This window comes from Clostridium sp. FP1, from assembly GCF_011065975.2.
Lineage (GTDB): Bacteria > Bacillota > Clostridia > Clostridiales > Clostridiaceae > Clostridium_AD > Clostridium_AD tagluense.
This window is the reverse complement of sequence record NZ_JAAMNJ020000001.1, coordinates 3,021,499-3,040,606: the sequence shown is the minus strand read 5'-3', so window position 1 is coordinate 3,040,606 and position 19,108 is coordinate 3,021,499. Positions and strand designations below refer to the sequence as shown.

General features: G+C 28.9%; 25 protein-coding genes. All 25 read left to right on the top strand.

The genetic code is table 11. The features are described 5' to 3' along the window. Positions 1-175: 175 nt before the first annotated feature. The 25 genes from G9F70_RS14770 (at position 176) to G9F70_RS14650 (ending at position 19,103) form a co-directional block, all read left to right on the top strand. Positions 176-922, top strand: coding sequence for a Rha family transcriptional regulator (locus G9F70_RS14770; protein ID WP_164943703.1), 747 nt, complete (start codon positions 176-178; stop codon positions 920-922). Between the two features lie 269 nt (positions 923-1,191). Continuing rightward, entirely contained in the window at positions 1,192-1,734 is a 543-nt protein-coding gene (locus G9F70_RS14765) for a hypothetical protein (RefSeq protein WP_164943702.1), read from the top strand. Between the two features lie 114 nt (positions 1,735-1,848). After that, positions 1,849-2,145 (top strand): hypothetical protein, encoded by a 297-nt coding sequence (locus G9F70_RS14760; protein ID WP_164943701.1) that lies wholly within the window; start codon positions 1,849-1,851, stop codon positions 2,143-2,145. Positions 2,146-2,222: 77 nt separating this feature from the next. Further along, entirely contained in the window at positions 2,223-2,507 is a 285-nt protein-coding gene (locus G9F70_RS14755) for an iron-containing alcohol dehydrogenase (RefSeq protein WP_164943700.1), read from the top strand. A 25-nt stretch (positions 2,508-2,532) separates the two neighbouring features. After that, positions 2,533-2,958: a hypothetical protein gene (locus G9F70_RS14750; RefSeq protein WP_164943699.1), complete on the top strand. Its 426-nt coding sequence runs from the start codon at positions 2,533-2,535 to the stop codon at positions 2,956-2,958. 96 nt (positions 2,959-3,054) lie between these two features. Beyond that, positions 3,055-3,615, top strand: coding sequence for a hypothetical protein (locus tag G9F70_RS14745; RefSeq protein ID WP_164943698.1), 561 nt, complete (start codon positions 3,055-3,057; stop codon positions 3,613-3,615). A 69-nt stretch (positions 3,616-3,684) separates the two neighbouring features. Continuing rightward, positions 3,685-3,885, top strand: coding sequence for a hypothetical protein (locus G9F70_RS14740; RefSeq protein WP_164943500.1), 201 nt, complete (start codon positions 3,685-3,687; stop codon positions 3,883-3,885). A gap of 33 nt (positions 3,886-3,918) precedes the next feature. Beyond that, entirely contained in the window at positions 3,919-4,158 is a 240-nt protein-coding gene (locus tag G9F70_RS14735; protein ID WP_164943697.1) for a hypothetical protein, read from the top strand. 112 nt (positions 4,159-4,270) lie between these two features. Then, complete coding sequence (locus tag G9F70_RS14730) at positions 4,271-5,371, top strand: hypothetical protein (protein WP_164943696.1); 1,101 nt, start codon at positions 4,271-4,273, stop codon at positions 5,369-5,371. Positions 5,372-5,576: 205 nt separating this feature from the next. Continuing rightward, positions 5,577-6,020, top strand: coding sequence for a hypothetical protein (locus tag G9F70_RS14725; protein ID WP_164943695.1), 444 nt, complete (start codon positions 5,577-5,579; stop codon positions 6,018-6,020). A 178-nt stretch (positions 6,021-6,198) separates the two neighbouring features. Beyond that, on the top strand, positions 6,199-6,705 hold the full coding sequence (locus G9F70_RS14720; RefSeq protein WP_164943694.1) for a phage terminase small subunit P27 family: 507 nt from the start codon (positions 6,199-6,201) through the stop codon (positions 6,703-6,705). Further along, positions 6,695-8,383, top strand: a complete 1,689-nt coding sequence (locus G9F70_RS14715) for a terminase TerL endonuclease subunit (RefSeq protein ID WP_164943693.1) — start codon at positions 6,695-6,697, stop codon at positions 8,381-8,383. Before G9F70_RS14720 ends, G9F70_RS14715 begins: the two co-directional genes overlap by 11 nt. 27 nt (positions 8,384-8,410) lie before the next feature. Further along, entirely contained in the window at positions 8,411-9,655 is a 1,245-nt protein-coding gene (locus tag G9F70_RS14710) for a phage portal protein (RefSeq protein WP_164943692.1), read from the top strand. Then, on the top strand, positions 9,633-10,238 hold the full coding sequence (locus G9F70_RS14705) for an HK97 family phage prohead protease (protein WP_164943691.1): 606 nt from the start codon (positions 9,633-9,635) through the stop codon (positions 10,236-10,238). The genes G9F70_RS14710 and G9F70_RS14705 overlap by 23 nt, the downstream gene beginning before the upstream one ends. Positions 10,239-10,305: 67 nt before the next feature. After that, positions 10,306-11,460, top strand: a complete 1,155-nt coding sequence (locus tag G9F70_RS14700) for a phage major capsid protein (RefSeq protein WP_164943690.1) — start codon at positions 10,306-10,308, stop codon at positions 11,458-11,460. 51 nt (positions 11,461-11,511) lie between these two features. Next, positions 11,512-11,805 carry a head-tail connector protein gene (locus G9F70_RS14695; protein ID WP_164943689.1) on the top strand — a complete coding sequence of 98 codons (294 nt, stop codon included), beginning with the start codon at positions 11,512-11,514 and terminating at the stop codon, positions 11,803-11,805. 15 nt (positions 11,806-11,820) lie between these two features. Beyond that, a complete protein-coding gene (locus G9F70_RS14690; RefSeq protein WP_164943688.1) occupies positions 11,821-12,162 on the top strand; it encodes a hypothetical protein in 342 nt (113 codons plus the stop codon). Continuing rightward, on the top strand, positions 12,162-12,602 hold the full coding sequence (locus tag G9F70_RS14685; RefSeq protein WP_164943687.1) for an HK97 gp10 family phage protein: 441 nt from the start codon (positions 12,162-12,164) through the stop codon (positions 12,600-12,602). The genes G9F70_RS14690 and G9F70_RS14685 overlap by 1 nt, the downstream gene beginning before the upstream one ends. Next, positions 12,603-13,064: a DUF6838 family protein gene (locus tag G9F70_RS14680; protein ID WP_164943686.1), complete on the top strand. Its 462-nt coding sequence runs from the start codon at positions 12,603-12,605 to the stop codon at positions 13,062-13,064. Between the two features lie 23 nt (positions 13,065-13,087). After that, positions 13,088-14,179 (top strand): phage tail sheath C-terminal domain-containing protein, encoded by a 1,092-nt coding sequence (locus tag G9F70_RS14675; RefSeq protein WP_164943685.1) that lies wholly within the window; start codon positions 13,088-13,090, stop codon positions 14,177-14,179. 45 nt (positions 14,180-14,224) lie between these two features. Beyond that, positions 14,225-14,644, top strand: a complete 420-nt coding sequence (locus G9F70_RS14670) for a phage tail tube protein (RefSeq protein ID WP_164943684.1) — start codon at positions 14,225-14,227, stop codon at positions 14,642-14,644. Positions 14,645-14,755: 111 nt separating this feature from the next. Next, entirely contained in the window at positions 14,756-15,169 is a 414-nt protein-coding gene (locus G9F70_RS14665) for a hypothetical protein (RefSeq protein ID WP_164943683.1), read from the top strand. Between the two features lie 182 nt (positions 15,170-15,351). After that, positions 15,352-17,715 (top strand): phage tail tape measure protein, encoded by a 2,364-nt coding sequence (locus G9F70_RS14660; RefSeq protein WP_164943682.1) that lies wholly within the window; start codon positions 15,352-15,354, stop codon positions 17,713-17,715. Positions 17,716-17,766: 51 nt separating this feature from the next. Continuing rightward, positions 17,767-18,180 carry a hypothetical protein gene (locus tag G9F70_RS14655; RefSeq protein ID WP_164943681.1) on the top strand — a complete coding sequence of 138 codons (414 nt, stop codon included), beginning with the start codon at positions 17,767-17,769 and terminating at the stop codon, positions 18,178-18,180. 8 nt (positions 18,181-18,188) lie between these two features. Beyond that, complete coding sequence (locus G9F70_RS14650; RefSeq protein ID WP_224617591.1) at positions 18,189-19,103, top strand: hypothetical protein; 915 nt, start codon at positions 18,189-18,191, stop codon at positions 19,101-19,103. The last annotated feature ends 5 nt before the right edge of the window (positions 19,104-19,108 follow it).

Sequence of the window (19,108 nt, the reverse complement as noted above, 5' to 3'; positions counted from 1 at the left end):
ATATTTACAGAGAAATTTTGTACCGAAGTGAGAAGTAGGTACTATTAAAATTAGAGGTAGATGAAACGATGAAGGTGTAAAAACTGGAGTGGATACCTCTTAAAATAATTTACAGAATTACAGAGAGGACTAGAAAGGTGAGAGGCTTTCAAAATTATTTTAGGAGGTTGTTTTCATGAACAACAAAATTAATTTATTAACAAAAAACGGAAAGGTATATGCTACTAGTAGAACGATAGCTACGGATTTCGAAAAGGAACATGCTGAGGTTATTTATTCTATAGAAGGAAGAACTGATTCAAAGGGAAATATAAAAAACAATGGTGTTATTAATGAATTGTTTGAGGGTGGGATTTCCCAAGTTGAAAATTATTTAGTTAAAAGCACATATATTTCAAGAGGTAAGGAATACAAAGAATATTTAATAACTAAAGATGGATTTACTTTGCTTGCTATGGGATTTACAGGAGCAAAAGCTTTTAAATTCAAGATTGATTATATTAATAAATTTAATGAAATGGAATCAAAACTTAATGAAGTAAATGAAATTATGAATACAAAAGGTGAAATGTCTTTAGAGGATTATAATAAAATAAGGTTTAGTATTAGAAGAACTATGAATACCTTTGTCGACAGTAATGTCGATGATGTTAAACAATTAGTCAAAGAGTTTATAGATTGTGTTATAAATTTAGATACCAAAACAAGAGTTATAAGGTGTGAGAGTGCTATGAAAGGACTTCGAAAACTACATGATGTGATAGCTAAAGAAAGTTCTTTAAACATAGCAGAATGTTATAAGATTCTAAAATATATAGATGATATTAAGGAATTAGCACATATGGCTGAGAATAGAAATAGAGGACAAAAAATAGCTCATAGAAATAAAAAAATTAAAAAATTAGAAAGCCAAGTAAGCTAAGTGTATTTCCACTTGGCTTTTTCTTATATCAAGCTATTAATCGGAGGTGTGGATGTTGAGTTTAGTAGAGATTTTTCCTTACAATTCATTTAAGGAACGCATGAGGATACAAAAGGAACATAGGCATATTCGATTCACAGATTTAGATGGGTGTTTGATGTACATAGAGAATGTCGGGCCAGAGGAAATGAGTGCAGCGAGATTAGTAAAAATTTATAAACTAAATAACTAAAAATATAGGCGAGAGCCATACAAGGAGGGCAATAATAATGATAAAAAATATTGATACAAGTAAACAAATAGTATATGCAGTACATGTAGGTGATTACATCTATGTGGGTTCGGGTAAGTATGAAAGATTGAGTGGTAATATATCTAAGGTTAAAAGGGGCGTACACTCTAATAAGCAATTTCAAGATGCATATAATTCTATATTAGATATTAAATTGGAAATATTAGAAAGTAATATAGATACAGATGTGGAAGCAAGAGATTTAGAAAATGAATGGATGCAACATTATAGGCAAATTGAAGGTGTAATAGTTTGTAATATAGCCAAAGCAGTTGTTACTACAAAAGAATATAAATTAATACTAGATGAAGAAAAAGTAATAAAAATAAAACTGCTATTAAAAGAAGGAAAAAGAAACAAGGATATTGCTGAAATATATGGAGTTAAAGATTGTACTATAAGTAAAATTAAAACAGGTTTGTTATGGGCAAATGTGAACATAGAAAATGAAAAAGAAGCTGAATCTATTGGCGTAGATGCAACTTCAAGAACTACATTTGGCGATGTAGTAAATTTATAAATATTAAACGTTAATTAAATTATAACATAAAAACATAGAAAATATACATATGGAATGAAATAAAAATAGGGGAGCGATGTAATGTTGCTTCCTGTTAAAAGTGGAGGGATTAAAATGAGTGAAAATATAGATAAAATTAGAGAAGAATTTACAGAGGATAGATTTGAAATCATAGATTCAATTGGCTTGGTTGCAGTATTAAGTGCAAATTTCATATATCCTTGTGCTTTGAGAAGAAATGGTAATTATACAAGTTGTATATATAAGGTAGAAGATGATTTGTTTCAAGAAATAGTTTTAAAATGGGACGAGGGATTCTATGATGAATTCAAGGTCATTAATAAACAATTCAGTAAGATAAAGAAAAGTTTTGCTACATTAAATATTGATGATATGAAGGCTTATAGATAATTTTATAAAATGTTACAAAAAGAAGGATATTACCTCTTAAATGTAGAAATATGTTGTTTATGGGGGAGGTGATTAGCTTGAGTAAAAAAGATAAAGTTATTGAAATATTAAAAAAACTTGACTTAGAAAGCAAGATGCCAACAGGAATAGAATTAAGTATTGATAAAGATGAGTATGGGGATTTAATTGATAGTATGCTAGAAGACGGATTAATTTCTGGGATCAAGCCAGTGCGTGGTGGTGCAGGGAATAAGGTTTTAATGATTCCTTTAGATAGATATAAAATCTCAATAAGAGGGATGGATTATTTAGAATGTAACACAAAATCATCAACAAACGTTGAAGTGGTTTACAAGATTTAATAAATATAAAGAGGAAGGAAGTTTTATGGTGGATTGGAAAGAAGAGTTAGTTTTACAGTTTAGGAAGTTAACTATTGACAAAAATATTATTAGTAGAGCAATGCAAAATCTTGTTAATGAGGTTAATAGTAATCTTGACAAATATAAAATAGATGGTATTGAAGCAACAACAGATTTAAGTGAATATATTGATATAAAAGGTTATAAAAGAATTGAAATAAAATATTATGAAAGTAAGATTGTTTTTACTTTATTTAACAAAGAAGAGGATGAACAAGATGTATTTGTTGAATTAAGTGTTGTCAAAGGTGCAGGTTTGTATTTAATTTATTATGGCAATACAGAAAACCTTAATCCGGAGTTTCAACAATTTATTGATGAAAATACTATTGATAAAATTTTTCAGAATTTATTTGAATTAAATGAAGAATTAAAAACGATATCTAGGTAAATAATTTATTTAAGAGCATCCAATTATGGGCGCTCTTTTTCATATAAAAAGGAATATCACTACTTTATGACGAATTATGGTCATGAGGTGATTTGTGTGAACAATATCTTAAAAAAAATATGTTTCTTAAGAAGTAAAAGTATTGAAGAAATTGCAAATGATAAAAAAAGCTATAAATCCGTAAAGGATAACTATATTAATGCTTATAGAATTTATAAAAGTAAAATGGATGATTCTGAATTCATAAAAAATAAACCAGAATTTATAAAAAATGAAAAAATAAAATTGAAAAAAATTATTGAAGAAAAAATAATGGAGATAAACTATACAAGTGTATATATAACAGTTATTGCTCTTGCAATAACTATAGCGACAACTTACTTAATTTCTATACCTGGAGATGCTTTTTCTAAAATGAAGTTTATATTGACGTATCTAGTTTTAGTTATTATAATATTGACGTCCTATGAAATGGTTAAAATTAAAAACCGAAAAGAGATATCTAACTCGCGTATTTGTTTAACGGCTTTAGAGGATATTGAAAAGGAAGAACCTAAAAATAGTAGAGAAAGAGAGAATAAGAATGATTCGGCAACAATTACTGCAAAAGAGAAATTACATGAATATAGTGAAAAACGCCATGATAAAAAGAAATAAAATTTGTAAGAATATAAAGGATATTTTACTTCATATGTAGAAATATGTAATTGAAGGGAAGTGAGAGAAATGGCAGAAGAAATTAAAGTAATCCCAACTCCGATACAAAGAAATTTTAATGATGTTGCAATGGAATTAACTATGTTATTTTATAGTAAAAGAAATAATAATGAATATACGGTACAAAAAATTCAAGAAGCATATAGAAAGTTTTATGCGACTGCACAACTTATGGCAAATATGCCTTACGATGAATTAGATAATGTTTAAGTTCCGTTGATGTCTTATAGGAGATGATTTATAGTGAAAATTCAAATTATCTGTGAAAAATGTGGTAATTTTATAGAATTAAAATCAAATCAAAACGGAAACCAAGTACAATTATGGAGAATGAGAAATAATGGATTTAATGCTGATACTCCAACTATTGATGTAAGTGGTGATTTAAATGAAATTACAGATATTGAAGAAGTTGAATCAGAACTAAAGGAAATAAGAATTAATTGTGAAAAATGTGGAGACTACATAGTGGTAGAACCATAAAGAAGTAGTGAAAAACACCTATTAATTTAGGTGCTTTTTTATTTGTCCAAAAATAATTAAAGGATTTTACCATTTTTGTGGCGAATAATGGTTATGGGGTGGTAATAAAATAATGGGTAGAAAAAATAAGTTAAGCGATTATGATAAGATTATAAGTAAATTTAATTCGGACATATCAAATAAGGGAACAATTATCCAATATAATAATATTGACAAAGTTTATAATTATATAAAAAAATACTATATCAAGAAAAAGAAACAAGAACGATTTAGCATTAGTATGGAGAAAATTAGGATAAAGGATAACCTTGGAATGCATCCTAATAATCTTACTTCGTCCAGTTTGGCTTATTACATTGCTGTTATAGGTAGTATTTTTTATTTTACGTTTCAATGTGTAATAAACTATTTGAATTCGTTCATAAATAATGAGGCAACTAAATTTGGTTTAACATTACTTTTTTTATTTGCAATGATTTTATTTGTATCATATATCATTGGGAAAGACATTCTTAAAGGAAAGCCAAGAAATTTGATGCTTAATATTTCATTAAAAGTTTTAGAGGATATTGAGAATGGAGTAATTGAAGTTGAAAACAACTCTAAAGTTGCTCTAGATGAAGTTGCAGCGGATTCTAGTGATAATGATATTAGTAGTGATATACATTATTGCAAATTAAGTATATTAAAAAGATTGATATTAGAACGATGTAGACGAAAATTTAATTCATTATTGGTAGAAAGGTTTGATATATGTCAAGAAATTACAATTAATAAAGACAGCCTTACAGAACATGCATTATACGGAGAGGTTTATGATGCAATTAAGGAACAATATTTGAAAGTAATTAAAACTAAAGATGGGTACATTAAAGAAAAGAATATTTTAGCTTCTAAAATATGTTATCTTGAAGAATGTAAAAGTAGTAGTGCTACAGTATTTTATGTTTTACTTTTTACAGTTTTTTTAAGCCTTGTTACTTTCCTTGGAAAATCTATAACTTTTAACGACCACTTAATTTATTCGATTTTAAAGGGATTTACAGTTTTAATAGTAGGAGATTTTACATATATTTTAATGGCACATAATGATGATTGGAAAAGATCGGTAATAGGAACTTATTATACAATGAGTCTGAATGTTTTAGAAGAAGTAAACGAAAAACTACTTAAAGATGAAATTACTGGAAAAAAAGAAGGCATGAAGGAATAAATAATGTAGATATTACATTAGATAAAGTTATTTTATAAAAAATGATATAGATTTACACTTTCAAATAGTAGAAGATAAAGAAAGTAATGAATTAATAAATTAATGAATGATTATAGCTTAGTAAGAATTAAATATGAAATACGAAAGAAGTCTAGAGATAGGCTTCTTTTTTGTCGTGTAGATTAGATATTGGAGGTAATAAGTAATGCCTATGAAGAGTTGTTCTCATTGTGGCATAGTACCAATGAATCATAAGTGTCCTGTGATTGCGAAGGAACAACATGATAGAGATAGTAAGAGAGAAGATAAGAAGATATATTGGTCTGTTAAGTGGCGTAAGTTAAGAGTAGTAGTGCTAGAAGAACAAGAGTATGTGTGCCTATGGTCACTGTATGTAGATGGTGTTATAAGACAAGCATCATGTGTGCACCACATAGTAGAACTTATAGTAGATGATAGTAAAGCATATGATAGAGATAACGTAATAGGATTAGATAAGAGTGTACATGATGTAGTACATGAGTTGTATAAGATAGATAGAGTTAACACAATGAAGATACTAAGAGAGTGCAACAGGTTATGGTTAGAAGGTGTGAGGTTAGAAGGCATGGGAATGTTAAAGAGTGAAGTAAATAAGATTAATGGTTAATTGTTTGTATTCTTGAAACAATTGATACAATATACCCCCCCATTGAGAATAATTATTTTTTTAAAGATTTAAATTCACCGACTGCCCTCTTTTTTAAACACGAATGTTAAAATAGATACCCTAGAGGGGTTATCAAGTGAAAACAATTATCAATTAGAACGAAAGGATGGTGATAAAAATGCCAAGTAGAAAAAGTATAAATAATATAGACACTAAAAAAGGTGGATATACAAAAGAGCAAATAGAATATAGACAACAGCAAGAAAAAAAAGCAAATGGTGATTGTGATAAATTTACAATGCCACCATTCATCAAAGGAAATAAAATAGCAGAGAAAGAATTTAAAAAATTAACTAAAGAATTAAAGGAAAGAAAAGTTCTAAGCAACGTTGATAGTACACAACTGGCAATGTATTGTAATTGTTATTCTACTTATTGTGAATGTATAAGATTAGAAAATGATAAAGGTTTATTTTCAGAATACACTAACAAGGCAGGCGAAACTAACCTTGTTGAAGCACCTTGGATAAAATTAAAACGTGCCACCGAGACACAAATGATTAATATTGCAATTAAGTTTGGATTTTCTCCCGCAGACCGTTTAAAATTTACAAGTGTAACTAAACCAGAAGTAATAGAAAACCCAGTAGCAAAAGCCATTAGGGGTGAAAGCAATGCAGATTAATAAGAGCAAGGCTTATACATATTGTAAATGGTGTTTAGAGAATGATAATGAATATGTGGGATACTATATAAAGAAACAAGCTAGAGAATGGAAGAATATAGTAGACGGTAATAATACAGAAGCATATGTAGATAAATTTGCATTTGATCAAATTTGTGGAATACTAAAATTGATGATACATCCAGACCTTCATTGTAGTATTTATGATGGTATGGAAGACTATGCATGGCTTTTTATAGTTGCAAGTTTATGTACTTTTTATAGGGAAGATGATAGTCGGTATTACGAATCCAGTTTGCTTGAAATTGCAAGAAAAAATTTTAAAACTTTTAATTCTGCAATAATATTTATAATTGGTATGTTGCTAGAACCTAGATTTTCTAGGTTTTTTTCAGTTGCTCCCGATTATAAATTGAGTAATGAATTGAGATTAGCAATAAGAAAGATTATAAAATCATCCCCACAATTAATAGATGAGTTTGTTATAAAAAGGGACATGATTGAATGTAAATTAACCGACATAGAATATGTTCCTTTGGCTTATAGTAATGATGGAATGGACGGTAAGTTGAGTAATATATTCCTAGCAGATGAAAGTGGTGCAATGGATGATTACCCAGTGGAAGCCATGCGTTCATCACAAATTACACTAGATAGTAAACTAGGTATAATTATATCTACACAATATCCAAATGATAATAACGTAATGATTACCGAGGTAGATTGTGCTAAGAAAACTTTAGATGGCATTAATGAAGACAAAAGATATTTTGCATTATTATATGAGCCAAATATAGAATTATTAGCAAAAGATATGTGGAAAACCAATGATTTAATTATATACCAAAGCAATCCAGTTGCAGTTAAGAATAATAAAGTATTTAAAGCAATTGTAAAGAAAAGAGCAAATGCAATTTCATATGAAACTAAAAGAGAAAATTATTTATGTAAGCATAATAATATAAAATACAAAGGAATTGGAACAGAAGGATATGTAAATTCGGAACAAATTCGGAACTGTAAAGCTAAAGAAGAATGGGATTGGGATGGTAAAGATGTTTATGTTGGAGCAGATGGTGCAGAAACTTGGGATAATTCTAGTGTCTCTATGGTCGGGTATGATGAAATCACTGGTGAGGTACATTCTAAGACTTGGAGTTTTATTCAAGAGGATTATATAGAGGAAAAAAGCAAACGTGAAAGCTTTGATTATAGAAAATCTATTGCTGAAGGGAACACAATTATCTGTGGTGAAAGTTCATTAGATTATGCACAGTTTGAAAATTTTGTTGCTGACTTACCTAAAAAATATGGAGTTAATATTGTTGAAATAGGATATGACATAAGAAATTTAAGAAATTCAGCACAGAGATGGGAAAGAGAATTTTACTTTGAATGTGTTGAAGTAAAACAACATAGCACCGTTTTACATAGTTCTATAAAATGGCTAAAAGAATTAATACTAGATAGAAAGTTTTGGTATTGGAATAACTTAGCTTATGAAAACAACTTTTGTAATTGTAGATGCACAGAGGATACAAACCTTAATAAATATATTAATAAAAAAATATCTGTAAAGACAGCAGGGAAAGTGGACATGGTATTTTCTACTATAAATGCAATGTATCTATTAGAACAAGAATTATTAAATGGCTCAACATGGACTATACAAAGTTGATATGAAAATATGAGGGGAGGTGAACATATGAGTTGGTTTTGGAATAAAAAAGAAGAAATTAGAGAGGGTACAGATACAGTTACTTTAGCAGAATTATTAGGCTTAATCACAGATGATAAAATTATAACCACGCAACAAGCTATGCAAATACCTGCTTTATCTAGTTGTATAGAGTTAATATGTAATACTTGTGTTTTACCAAAATTAAAATTATACGAAAAGGCAGGAAAAAAAACAACTGAATTAATGGATTATAGAACTACTCTATTTAATGTGGATACTAAAGACACCTTAGATGCTACACAATTTAGAAAAGCTATAGTTAGAGATTATCTTTTAGAAGGAAATGGGTATAGTTATATTAATAAAAAACTTAATACTGTAGATTCTTTAAATTATGTAGATAGTAATAGTATCAGTGTAATAAATAATACAGTAGACCCAATATTTAAAAGTTTTTCTCTTACAGTAAATGCCAATGAGTATCGAGATTTTGAATTTATAAAATTATTAAGAAATACAAAAGACGGGGCTAAAGGTGTTGGAATAGTAGAAGAAAATCAAAAGATATTACAGGTTTCCTATAACTCTTTAATTTATGAAAATGTATTGGTAAAGAATGGTGGAAATAAAAAAGGTTTTCTTAAATCTGATAAAGTACTAACTAAAGAAGCATTAGAAGATTTAAAGTCACAATGGTCACAACTATATGCTAACAACTCTAATAACATGATGATATTAAACAAGGGATTAGATTTTACAGAAGCTAGTGCTACAAGTGTAGAAATGCAACTTGTTGAGAATAAAAAAGCTAACACTATTGAAATTTGTAAAATATTAAACGTACCTCCTGCAATATTAGAAGGTAATGCAACAAAAGAAGAATATAAAAATTTTATTAAGATTTGCATATTACCAATTTTAAAAGTTATAGAAAATGCTTTAAACAGAAATCTATTATTGGAATCAGAAAAATCTAACTATTATTTTGAATTTGATATGAATAGCTTAAATAAGGCTGATATAGAGGAAAGATTTAAGGCACATGAAATGGCTATTAAAAACACTATAAAAACTATTGATGAAGTTAGAGAAGAAGAGAATTTAGAACCACTAAATTTAGAATTTATTAAATTAAATTTAGCTGATGTTTTGTATGATATTAAAACTAAACAGTTTTATACTCCAAATACAAACGAATCCAATAGTTTAGATAGTAAGAATGTCGTTAAGGAGGTGATTAAAAAAGATGAAAGTGGAATTAAGAAATGATAGTGTAATTTTAGAAGGATATGTAAATGCAGTTTGTAGAGATAGTAAAATATTAACAGATGCTAATGGAAAATTTGTTGAACAAGTTATGCCGAAGACTTTTACTAGAGCCATTGAAAAAAATAGTGTTGATATACTATTAAATCATGACAAAAGTAGAAAATTGGGAGACACAACAACAAATTTAAAACTTAGAGAAGATAATATTGGATTATATGCTAGGGCAGAAATAAGCGATCCTGATGTTATACATAGAGCAAAAGAAGGTAATTTAAATGGTTGGAGTTTTGGGTTTTTAATGAATAAGGATAGGAAAGAAAATACCAACACAGAAGGATTAGAGCGTAGATTTTTAGAGGATATTACACTAAAAGAAGTTTCTATATTAAGTGGAAAAACTCCTGCTTACAATGGTACGTCAATACAAACTAGAGATAATGAAGAAACATATGAATTAAGATGTTTTGATGATGAAATAGAAATAATAGACAATACAACTAAGGAAGAGGAAAGAGAATTTGTAAATTATGACCATATTGAAGCAAAAACATTAATATTAAAGTTAAAGCAAAGGCATCAATAGGTGTCTTATTTTTATGCCCAAAAACAAAAAATAAAGCCAAGAATGGCACGAGAGGAAGGTATTATAAATGATAAAAGGATTATTGGAAAAAAGAAATGTATTAATTGAGGAGATAGAGGTAATGTCTGCTAAGATAAAAACTGAAACTAGAGCATTTGATGAGGTAGAACAATCAAGAATGACAGAAATTATAGAAGAAGTTAGAAAAATTGATGAAACTATACAAACAATGGATAACGTTAAAGGTATGGAAAAAAGAGAAATTAAAGTAAATGATAAAAAGGAAGAAATTAGAAGTCAAGAAGTTATTAACAATGAAGAACTTAGAGAAATTTTTGAAAAAAGAGTAGCAATGAATACTGTAGTTAGTGCTGAAGGTGGAATAGTAATAAATGAGGTTCTATCGGGAGAAATTATAAAACAATTAAAAGATAGAAGTACCATATATTCTTTCTTTGATGGTACAACTATAGCAGGAGATTTAAAAATTCCTAAACAAACTGGAACTGGAACTGCTTCTTGGGTAGTAGAAGGAACTACACCTGATTCAACTCCAAAAGCAACTATTCCAACACTAGAAATATTAAAACTAGGACAAAATAGACTTTATAGAGAATCTGCATTAACTCAATCTATGATGAATGTACAAGAATTAGATTTATCTAGTTTTGTAAAAACAGATATTGCAGAAACTATGGGTGATGCTATAGAAGTGGCTATATTTAATGGTAGTGGAGTAGACCAACCTACAGGACTAATTGGTGGAATAAAAGTAGCAAATAAACTAACTGTAGAAGTTAGAGGAGTAGTAACAATTGAAGATTTAAAGAAGTGTAAAGGAAAATTCAAAAAATCTGCTTTAATTGGTGCTAAATGGTTTATGCATGCAGATACATTGCTATTACTAGATTTACTTAAAGATGCTGATGGTAGACCACTTTTACAGCCAGACTTAACAAAAACTTCTGATTATACTATTTTGGGAATACCAGTAGAATTAACAGATGCAATAGATAATACTACTGTAACTGGTGCTAAATGTCTAATAGTTTTAGCTTCTCCAAAGGCTTATCACACCAATACACAAAAGACTATAGCACTGACTGTTTATGATGATTCTTCTTATAAGAGAGCAGGATTAGTAGGGTATGGAGCAGATATGTACATGGATGGTAAAGTTAAGGACGAGCAAAGATTAGCAGGTATATTTAATAAAGCATAATTAATTAAGGGGTAGCTATGGCTATTCCTTTTTTTTATTATAAAAAAGTAGGTGATTAATATTAAAATCAGTCAGGTAACATTAATATTTGTAAGAGATTATTTAAGATTAGATCAAGAAAATGATGATAGTTTTATAAGTTTATGTATGTCTTCTTCATTAGCTTTTATAAAAGGCAAGACTGCATTAACAATAGAGGAAATAGACCAAAAAGAGGATTTGACAATGGCTTATTTGGTATTAATTGCAGATATGTTCGACACAAGAAGTTATGTTGTAGAAAAAGATAAAATTAATAAAATAGTTGATTGTATTTTAGAAATGCACAGAAGGAACTTTTTATAAGAAAGGAATGATTAAATGGGCAATATAACCAATAAATTAAATAATCGTGCCCAATTATGGGGAATGGTAGAATTTACAAATAAATTATTGGAATCAGATAAAGAGGAAAAAATAATTAAGCCACTTGTATACTGCAATATTATTCCAAGTGGAACGATGAATCGGCAAAAGGATAATGGAATAACAGAAAGTGTAGAATATAGTCACAAATTTACAGTTAGAATTAAAAGTATTCTTAATCCTTCTATAGATATGTTTTTCGTATTTCAGGGTAAAAAATATGAATTTGTTTCGTTTGATGTAGACTTCAAAAATGGTGAATACTTAGAAATATTTACAAAAATGGTGATGGAATAATGGCAGCGGATATAGCATTTGACACAAGTGAATTAGAAAGCTATATTAATAATTTAGCAAAAACAAGTAAATCTGTAGCTAAAAAGAGTAAGAAGTTTCTAAAGAAAGAAGCTACTAAATTAAGTAAAGAACAGAAAAAAGAGATTAAAAGTTTAGGGATTGGAGAACAGGGATTTATAGAAAAAGAAATATTAACTAGTAGTAAATCTGGTAAAGTTTATAAATACAATGGAGATTTAACTTGTAGAGCATTTAATAGTCATCCATTATCCCACCTACTAAATAACGGATATATACACAAAGGTGGAAAAAATCACGATGGTGCAGAAACTTTTGTTCCAGGTTATCATTTTATAGAAAAAACAGAGGAAGCTTTTAAAAGTGGATACTATCAAGAAATAGAAAAATTGATTGAAGACATAATCGAGGATATAGATTAGGTGGTGATTAATATTGTAAAATATACAGATATAATAACGGCAATAAATAAAAAACTTATAACTAAATTTCCAAGTATAAAATTAATGTCAGAATCAGATGTAACAGAAAAGATTGTTAGACCTTCATTTTTTGTGAGTTTAGATAATTTAAAGACAAATAAATTTTGTGATTCTGCTTTGGATAAAAACATTACTATTAGAATTTACTATTATCCAAAAGATGATAAGAAAAATAAAATAGAAAACTTAAATATGATAGATTCACTTAATGAGATTTTTATTGAAGATAACATAATTAAAATCAATGAGGATTTTAATATTGAAATTTTTGATGAAGTTGAAGCTGATGTTATAGATAAAATAGTGCATTATTATTTTAATGTATTCACAAGCGAAGAAATTATAACTAATGAAGATGACATAGAAATGATGGAAGAGTTAGAAATAAATATAAAACAATAAAATAAGAAAGGTAGGTAATATAAATGGCAACAACAAATACATCTCCAAGTATATCCGTAATATTTACACAAAAGGCAAAAACAGCAAATATGAGAGGCAGTAGAGGTAGAGTAGGATTAATAATTAATGACGATACAAACAAAACATTTACAAACAAAACATATAAACTAATTTCTGAAGTTGAAGCAGATATTGCATTATATACAGCAGAAAATTTACAATTTATTAAAGATTGTTTTTTAGGAGTTCCTGCTACTGTAAGTGTAGTAAGAATAGATATAGGTGGGGTAATAGCAGATGCATTAACTATAATAAGAGGACTTAAAATAGATTGGATGGGAACTGCGAGTTCTAGTGTTACAGACCAAACAGCAGTTGCAACGTTTATAAAAGAGCAAGAATCTTTGTTTAAATTCTATAAGGGTGTTGTATTTAATAATAGTGCAGATGTTAAGCATGTAGTTAATTTTGTTAATAGTAAGGTAACATTCACGGATTCTCTAAGAGGGGAAAAAACAGGAAATGAACTTATTCCAACATTATTAGGAGTGTTTGCTGGACTACCATTGAGCCGAAGTGCTACATATCTTAAAGTTACTAATTTAAAATCTGTAGTTGAGGAAGTTAATATTGATACAAGTATTGGATTAGGTAAGTTGTGCTTATTTAATGATGATATTGACGTTGTTAAAATAAGCACAGCAGTAAATTCTCTAACAACTATAGATAAAGTAAATACGGAAATAATGTCCAAAATAGAAGCGGTTGAAACAATGGATTTAATTACAAATGATATATCTTCTTCTTATAAAAATGATTATGTTGGAACATTTAAAAATAAGACAGATTATCAGTTTTTGTTTATAGGAGCGGTAAATACATATTTTAAAGGATTAGCTAAGGAAGATATTTTAGATAATCTATACGATAATAAATCTCTAATAAATATAGAAGCACAACGAGATGCTTATGTTGCGAGTGGAAAAACAGAAGCAGAAACATGGGATGATGGACAAGTAATAGTTAAAGCATTTAGGAATAAACTATTTTTAATGGCAGATGTAAAATTCTTAGAAGCTATGGAAGCATTACAATTTGGAATAACAATATTTTAATTAAAAGTATTTATAAAATAATAATAAAAAAGGTGGTTAATAATAATGGGAAATAGTGCTAGTAATAATTATTGGACGGGGAATGGAAATTTATGGTTAGAAGACAAGGAATTTGAAAAAGTAAAGTCTTTTGAGTGTAAAGCGGTTTATGAGTGGGAAGATGTTCCAAATGGGCTTACTACAGATAGAGTTCTTATGGGGATTAGTTATGAAGGTAGTTTTAGTTATAGAAAAACAGATAAAAACTTTAATATTATATTAGATTTAATATTTGCAGAATATGCAAAAGGTAATGTTCCCGATGTAAATATAGTGTCTAAAGCTTACAATAAAGCAAGTGGAAAAACACAACGTATTAAAATTACAAGTATAACTTTCGATGAATTAATGTTGCAAAAATGGGAAGAAAAGTCTGTTACAGAAGGTGAGATGCCTTTTAAAGCTAGTTTCGTAGAAATATTATAGTAGGTATATAATATACCTAAAAATCAAAACAACGCCTTAGGAGTTATTCTATGGCGTTGTTTTTTATTGAAATTACAATAAAAATTTAAAAATAGAGGAGATTGATTAATAATGACTAAAAAAGCAAAAAAAATAGAATCTAAAACAATTACATTTGAGGATTTAATGGCTAAGAAACTACAAAAAGACACTGATAAAATGGAAGTAAAAATGTACGATTCTAAGGAAATTGGTGGAAAGATACAAGTTGTTAAAATACCACTAAAAAAATATATGGGACTTATGAATGATGTAGAAGATGGAGACATGGAAGATAACTTAGATTTTATGTCTGAAGTAATATTTGAATGTTGTCCAATTTTCAAGGAAAACTCTAAGAAATTAATGGAAACATTTGAGGTTGAAGATGCTTTAGAATTACCACTTATTTTGTTAAATGATAATATGGGCGAAATGAATGCAATATGCGAGATTGTAAACAGTTTTTATGGTCTTGGAAAAGTTAAAGAAAAAGTAAAAAACTAATAGAGCAAGGGGATGATGTTGATTTAGAAATTATACGTCATTACCTTGCAAAAGGGCAAACAATGGAATATTTATGTAATTTAGGAATGATGGAAAAAATGGTATTGTTAGAAATGATGAATAAAGATAAAGAAGAAGAAAATGAGAAGTTTAAAATAATAGCAGGAAGTAGGTGATAACAAATGTCTAAGGCTATTAGTACGATACTAAACCTACGGGATAATATGTCTGGCGGAATAATGAAAGTAAATAAAAATGTTAAAAACATGTCTAGCGAAATGAAAAGAGCAAGCCAACAAAGTGCCCTGTTTGCGAATAATGCTAAAAAGAATTTTGAGAAAGCTGGAGATAAAGCGTTAAAATTGGGTGTCGCAATGGCAACCCTAGCTACTGGTTTTATTATTAAAGTTGGATTTGAAGGTATGAAAGAATTAGACGAGGCAAGTGCTAAAGTTAAAAGTATAGCAGGTGCAAGTTTAGATAAAAAGGTAATTAAGAAAGGACTTCTTAAAACTTCGAGCGATACTGGAATAAGTACAACAGAACTGGGGGATACGCAATACAATGCAATAAGTTCGGGAGTTAGTTCAAAAGACTCTTTAGCATCGGCGGTTACGTCGGCTAAGTTGGCAAAAGCAGGTTTTACAGATTCTAATTCAGCTTTAAAAATTTTGTGTGCAACAATGAATGTTTATGGACTTAGTGGACAAAAAGCTATGCAAGGCATATCAGATAAAATGCTAATTACCCAAAATTTGGGAGTGACTACAGTTGCGGAATTAGCAGAAAGCATGGGGAGTTTAACACCCATTGCAAAATCCACAGGACTATCTATAGATGAATTACTATCTGGTATGATTGGATTGACGAAAAACGGAATAAAAACTGATGAAGCAGTAACTGCAATGAAAGGCGTTATGACAAGCATAATTTCTCCTTCGAAAGAATCTGCGGATATGGCAAAAAAATTAGGAATAAATTTTAGTGTAGCAGGGTTAAAATCTAAAGGCTTTGTAGGGTTCTTAGAAGAAATTAAAAAGAAAACTGGTGGAAGTACAGAGAAAATGGCAGGTTTATTTGGAAATGTTAGAGCCTTAAGTGGTGCGTTAGTGCTTGCAGGTGGTGGTTTAAAAGACGTAAAAGGCGGAATGGATGGCATGAAAAATAGTGCAGGGGCTACAGATACCGCATTTGCAGTAATGAGCGACACCCTAGGTAGCAAACTAAATAAATTAAAAGTAAGAACGAAAAATATAGCAACAGGGATAATGGACAATACAAGCGGTGCGATTGTAAAATTAACATCTAATATAACAGATAAATTAAAAGTATTAGAAGAAAATGGTAGTATACAAAAGTTTGTGGACAACATTGCAAATGGAGTAAATAAGGCTACTGAAGTTATCGGAAAGGTATTTCAATTTTTAAAAGACAACAAAGATACTATAATAAATGTGGCAGAAGCATTTTTTAGTTTCTATGTAGCAATTAAAATAGTTAAAGACTTAAAAATTGCTTTAGACGCTTTAAAATTAGCAATAGTTTTAGTGGATGGTTCTTTGAAAATAACTAGTTTGGGATGGATAACATTGGCAATTGGTGGTTTGACATTAGCAGTAATATACTGTATAAAACATACCAAAGAAGTTAAAGAAGCATTCAATAGTTTCAAGCAAATATTAATAGATAATCAAGCCGTTATAGGTGGAGTTGCAGTTGTTTTAGGCACTATATTTGCACCTGCATTAATAAAAGTTGGAGTTGAAGCAGGTATTGCAGGGGTTAAAATGGTAACAGGATTTATAGCTAGTATAATATTATCAGGTGTGGAAATGGTTAAAAATGCATTAATAATGACAGGAACTATGATAGTATCTATTGTGGAATATACTGCTAAACTTTGGTTAAGTGGATTAGCAATAGTTGCACAAACAGCATTAATTTTAGCACAAAAGCTAGGGTTGATAAGTTCTACTACTGCCTTGAATCTAGCAATAATAGCACAAGGAGCATTTAATACTATTATGCTTGCTAATCCAATAGTATTAGTAGTTGCAGGGTTAGCATTGTTAGGACTCGCAATTTATGGAGCAATAACACACTGGAAAGATATTTGTGGATGGATAGAGAAAGCGTGGAATTGGCTAACAAAATGGAATGGAACAAAAGCAGAAGATAAAAACTCTACAGTAACTACTAACATGGTATATACAAAAGAGGACAATTTTGGATTAGGAAATCCTAAAAAAACAACAACTCCAAGTAAACCTAAAAACATTTTTAATACTATACCTAAAAAAGCAAGTGGCACAGCATATGCACAAGCTGGGCTGACACTTATGCACGAAAAAGGTGGAGAAATTAGAAAGGCATCTAGTGGAGAAATGATAATTCCTGCTGATAAATCAAAAAAATTAATAGAAAAATCTAGTGGTGGGCATGTATTTAATTTTAATTTTAATGGGAATGTAGGAACAGATGAGTTTTTTACAGATGTAGCGGAAAAAGTAAGTGATAAAATTTTATTAACATTAGCAAATACTTAAGAGTGGTTTATATAATCACTCTTATTTTAATTTAAGAAAGGATGTAGTTATATGAACGATATATGGATTAGCACGTTAGATAGAAAAGAAGTATTACAATTTCCTTGGCTACCACCACAATTACCAAGCTATGAACAAGTTGGTAATGATGAAGAATTTGAAACTTTTAATAATGGAACTTATTTACTACAAGGAGCAGTTAATAATTTTGGATTTGAATTAACTGGAAAATTACCACAAAGAGAATATGCTTTTAATAAATCAAGTTTTGTTAATACAGATAAAATTATATCTTTATTAACAAGAGCAAGAAGGAAAAATTTTGCAATTAGATTTGTAAGTAGTGTAAATAATAAAGAGGTAATGAATTTAGTTATGGAAGTTGGTGGATTTACCCATAGTTATGATAAGGTTGGTAATGTAATTTATACTGCCACGCTTAAGCAATGGAAGGTATTTGAATAATGTGGCATTTGTATGCTTTATATAATAGCAAATGGGTAGACATATTAAGTAAGAGTAATAACATAGGTTGGGGAAGTGATAAGGACACCCTAGCAGTAAGTTTAAGTTTTGAAAGCCTTTATAACTTAGAAGAGGGAACACATATTACTCTAAAAAAAGATAGTAAAGTTGTATTTTTAGGATTGGTTATTAGTAAAAATAAAGGTAAATTTAAAAACTCCTATACTTGTATGGATTATGCTTTTTACTTAAATAAGAACAAATTAATTATACAGTTTAATAAAGTTAATGGTACAAATGCAATTAAACAGTTATGTTCTAAGCTAGGTATAAAATCCAACATAGTGCAGATAAATACTCTAATAACTAAAATACACAAAGATAGTGAAGCTAGTAAAATTATAGAGGACATTTTAGAACAATCGCATTTAGAAACAAATAATATTTATATAAAAGAAATGATAAGTGATACTCTATACATTAGAAAACTAAGTGATTTAAAAATAAAGCCTAAGATTTTAATAGGTAAAGATATTACGGTAAATAGTACAATAGAAAATATGTTTACTAAAGTTATAGTTGTAAGTTCGGATGAAAAGAATAATAGAGTTTTAGCAAGTGTTGAAGATAAAAATAATATTTTAAAATTTGGAATGTTACAAGAAATAATTACAGTAGCAGAAAAAAAAGATGAAAGTAAAGCAAAAAATATGGCGAATAACTTTTTAAAAGAAAACAATAAAGTTGCTAAAGACGTAACTATTCCACTTGTGGTTGGAAATTTAGGAGAAGACATTATTGCAAATAGAATGATTAATATTAGTATTCCGACTATGGGGGTTGATGGTTGGTATAGGATCAAATCAGCATCTCATACTCTTGCAAAAAATAATCACAAAGTCAGTATTTCAATCGAATTCTAGGAGGG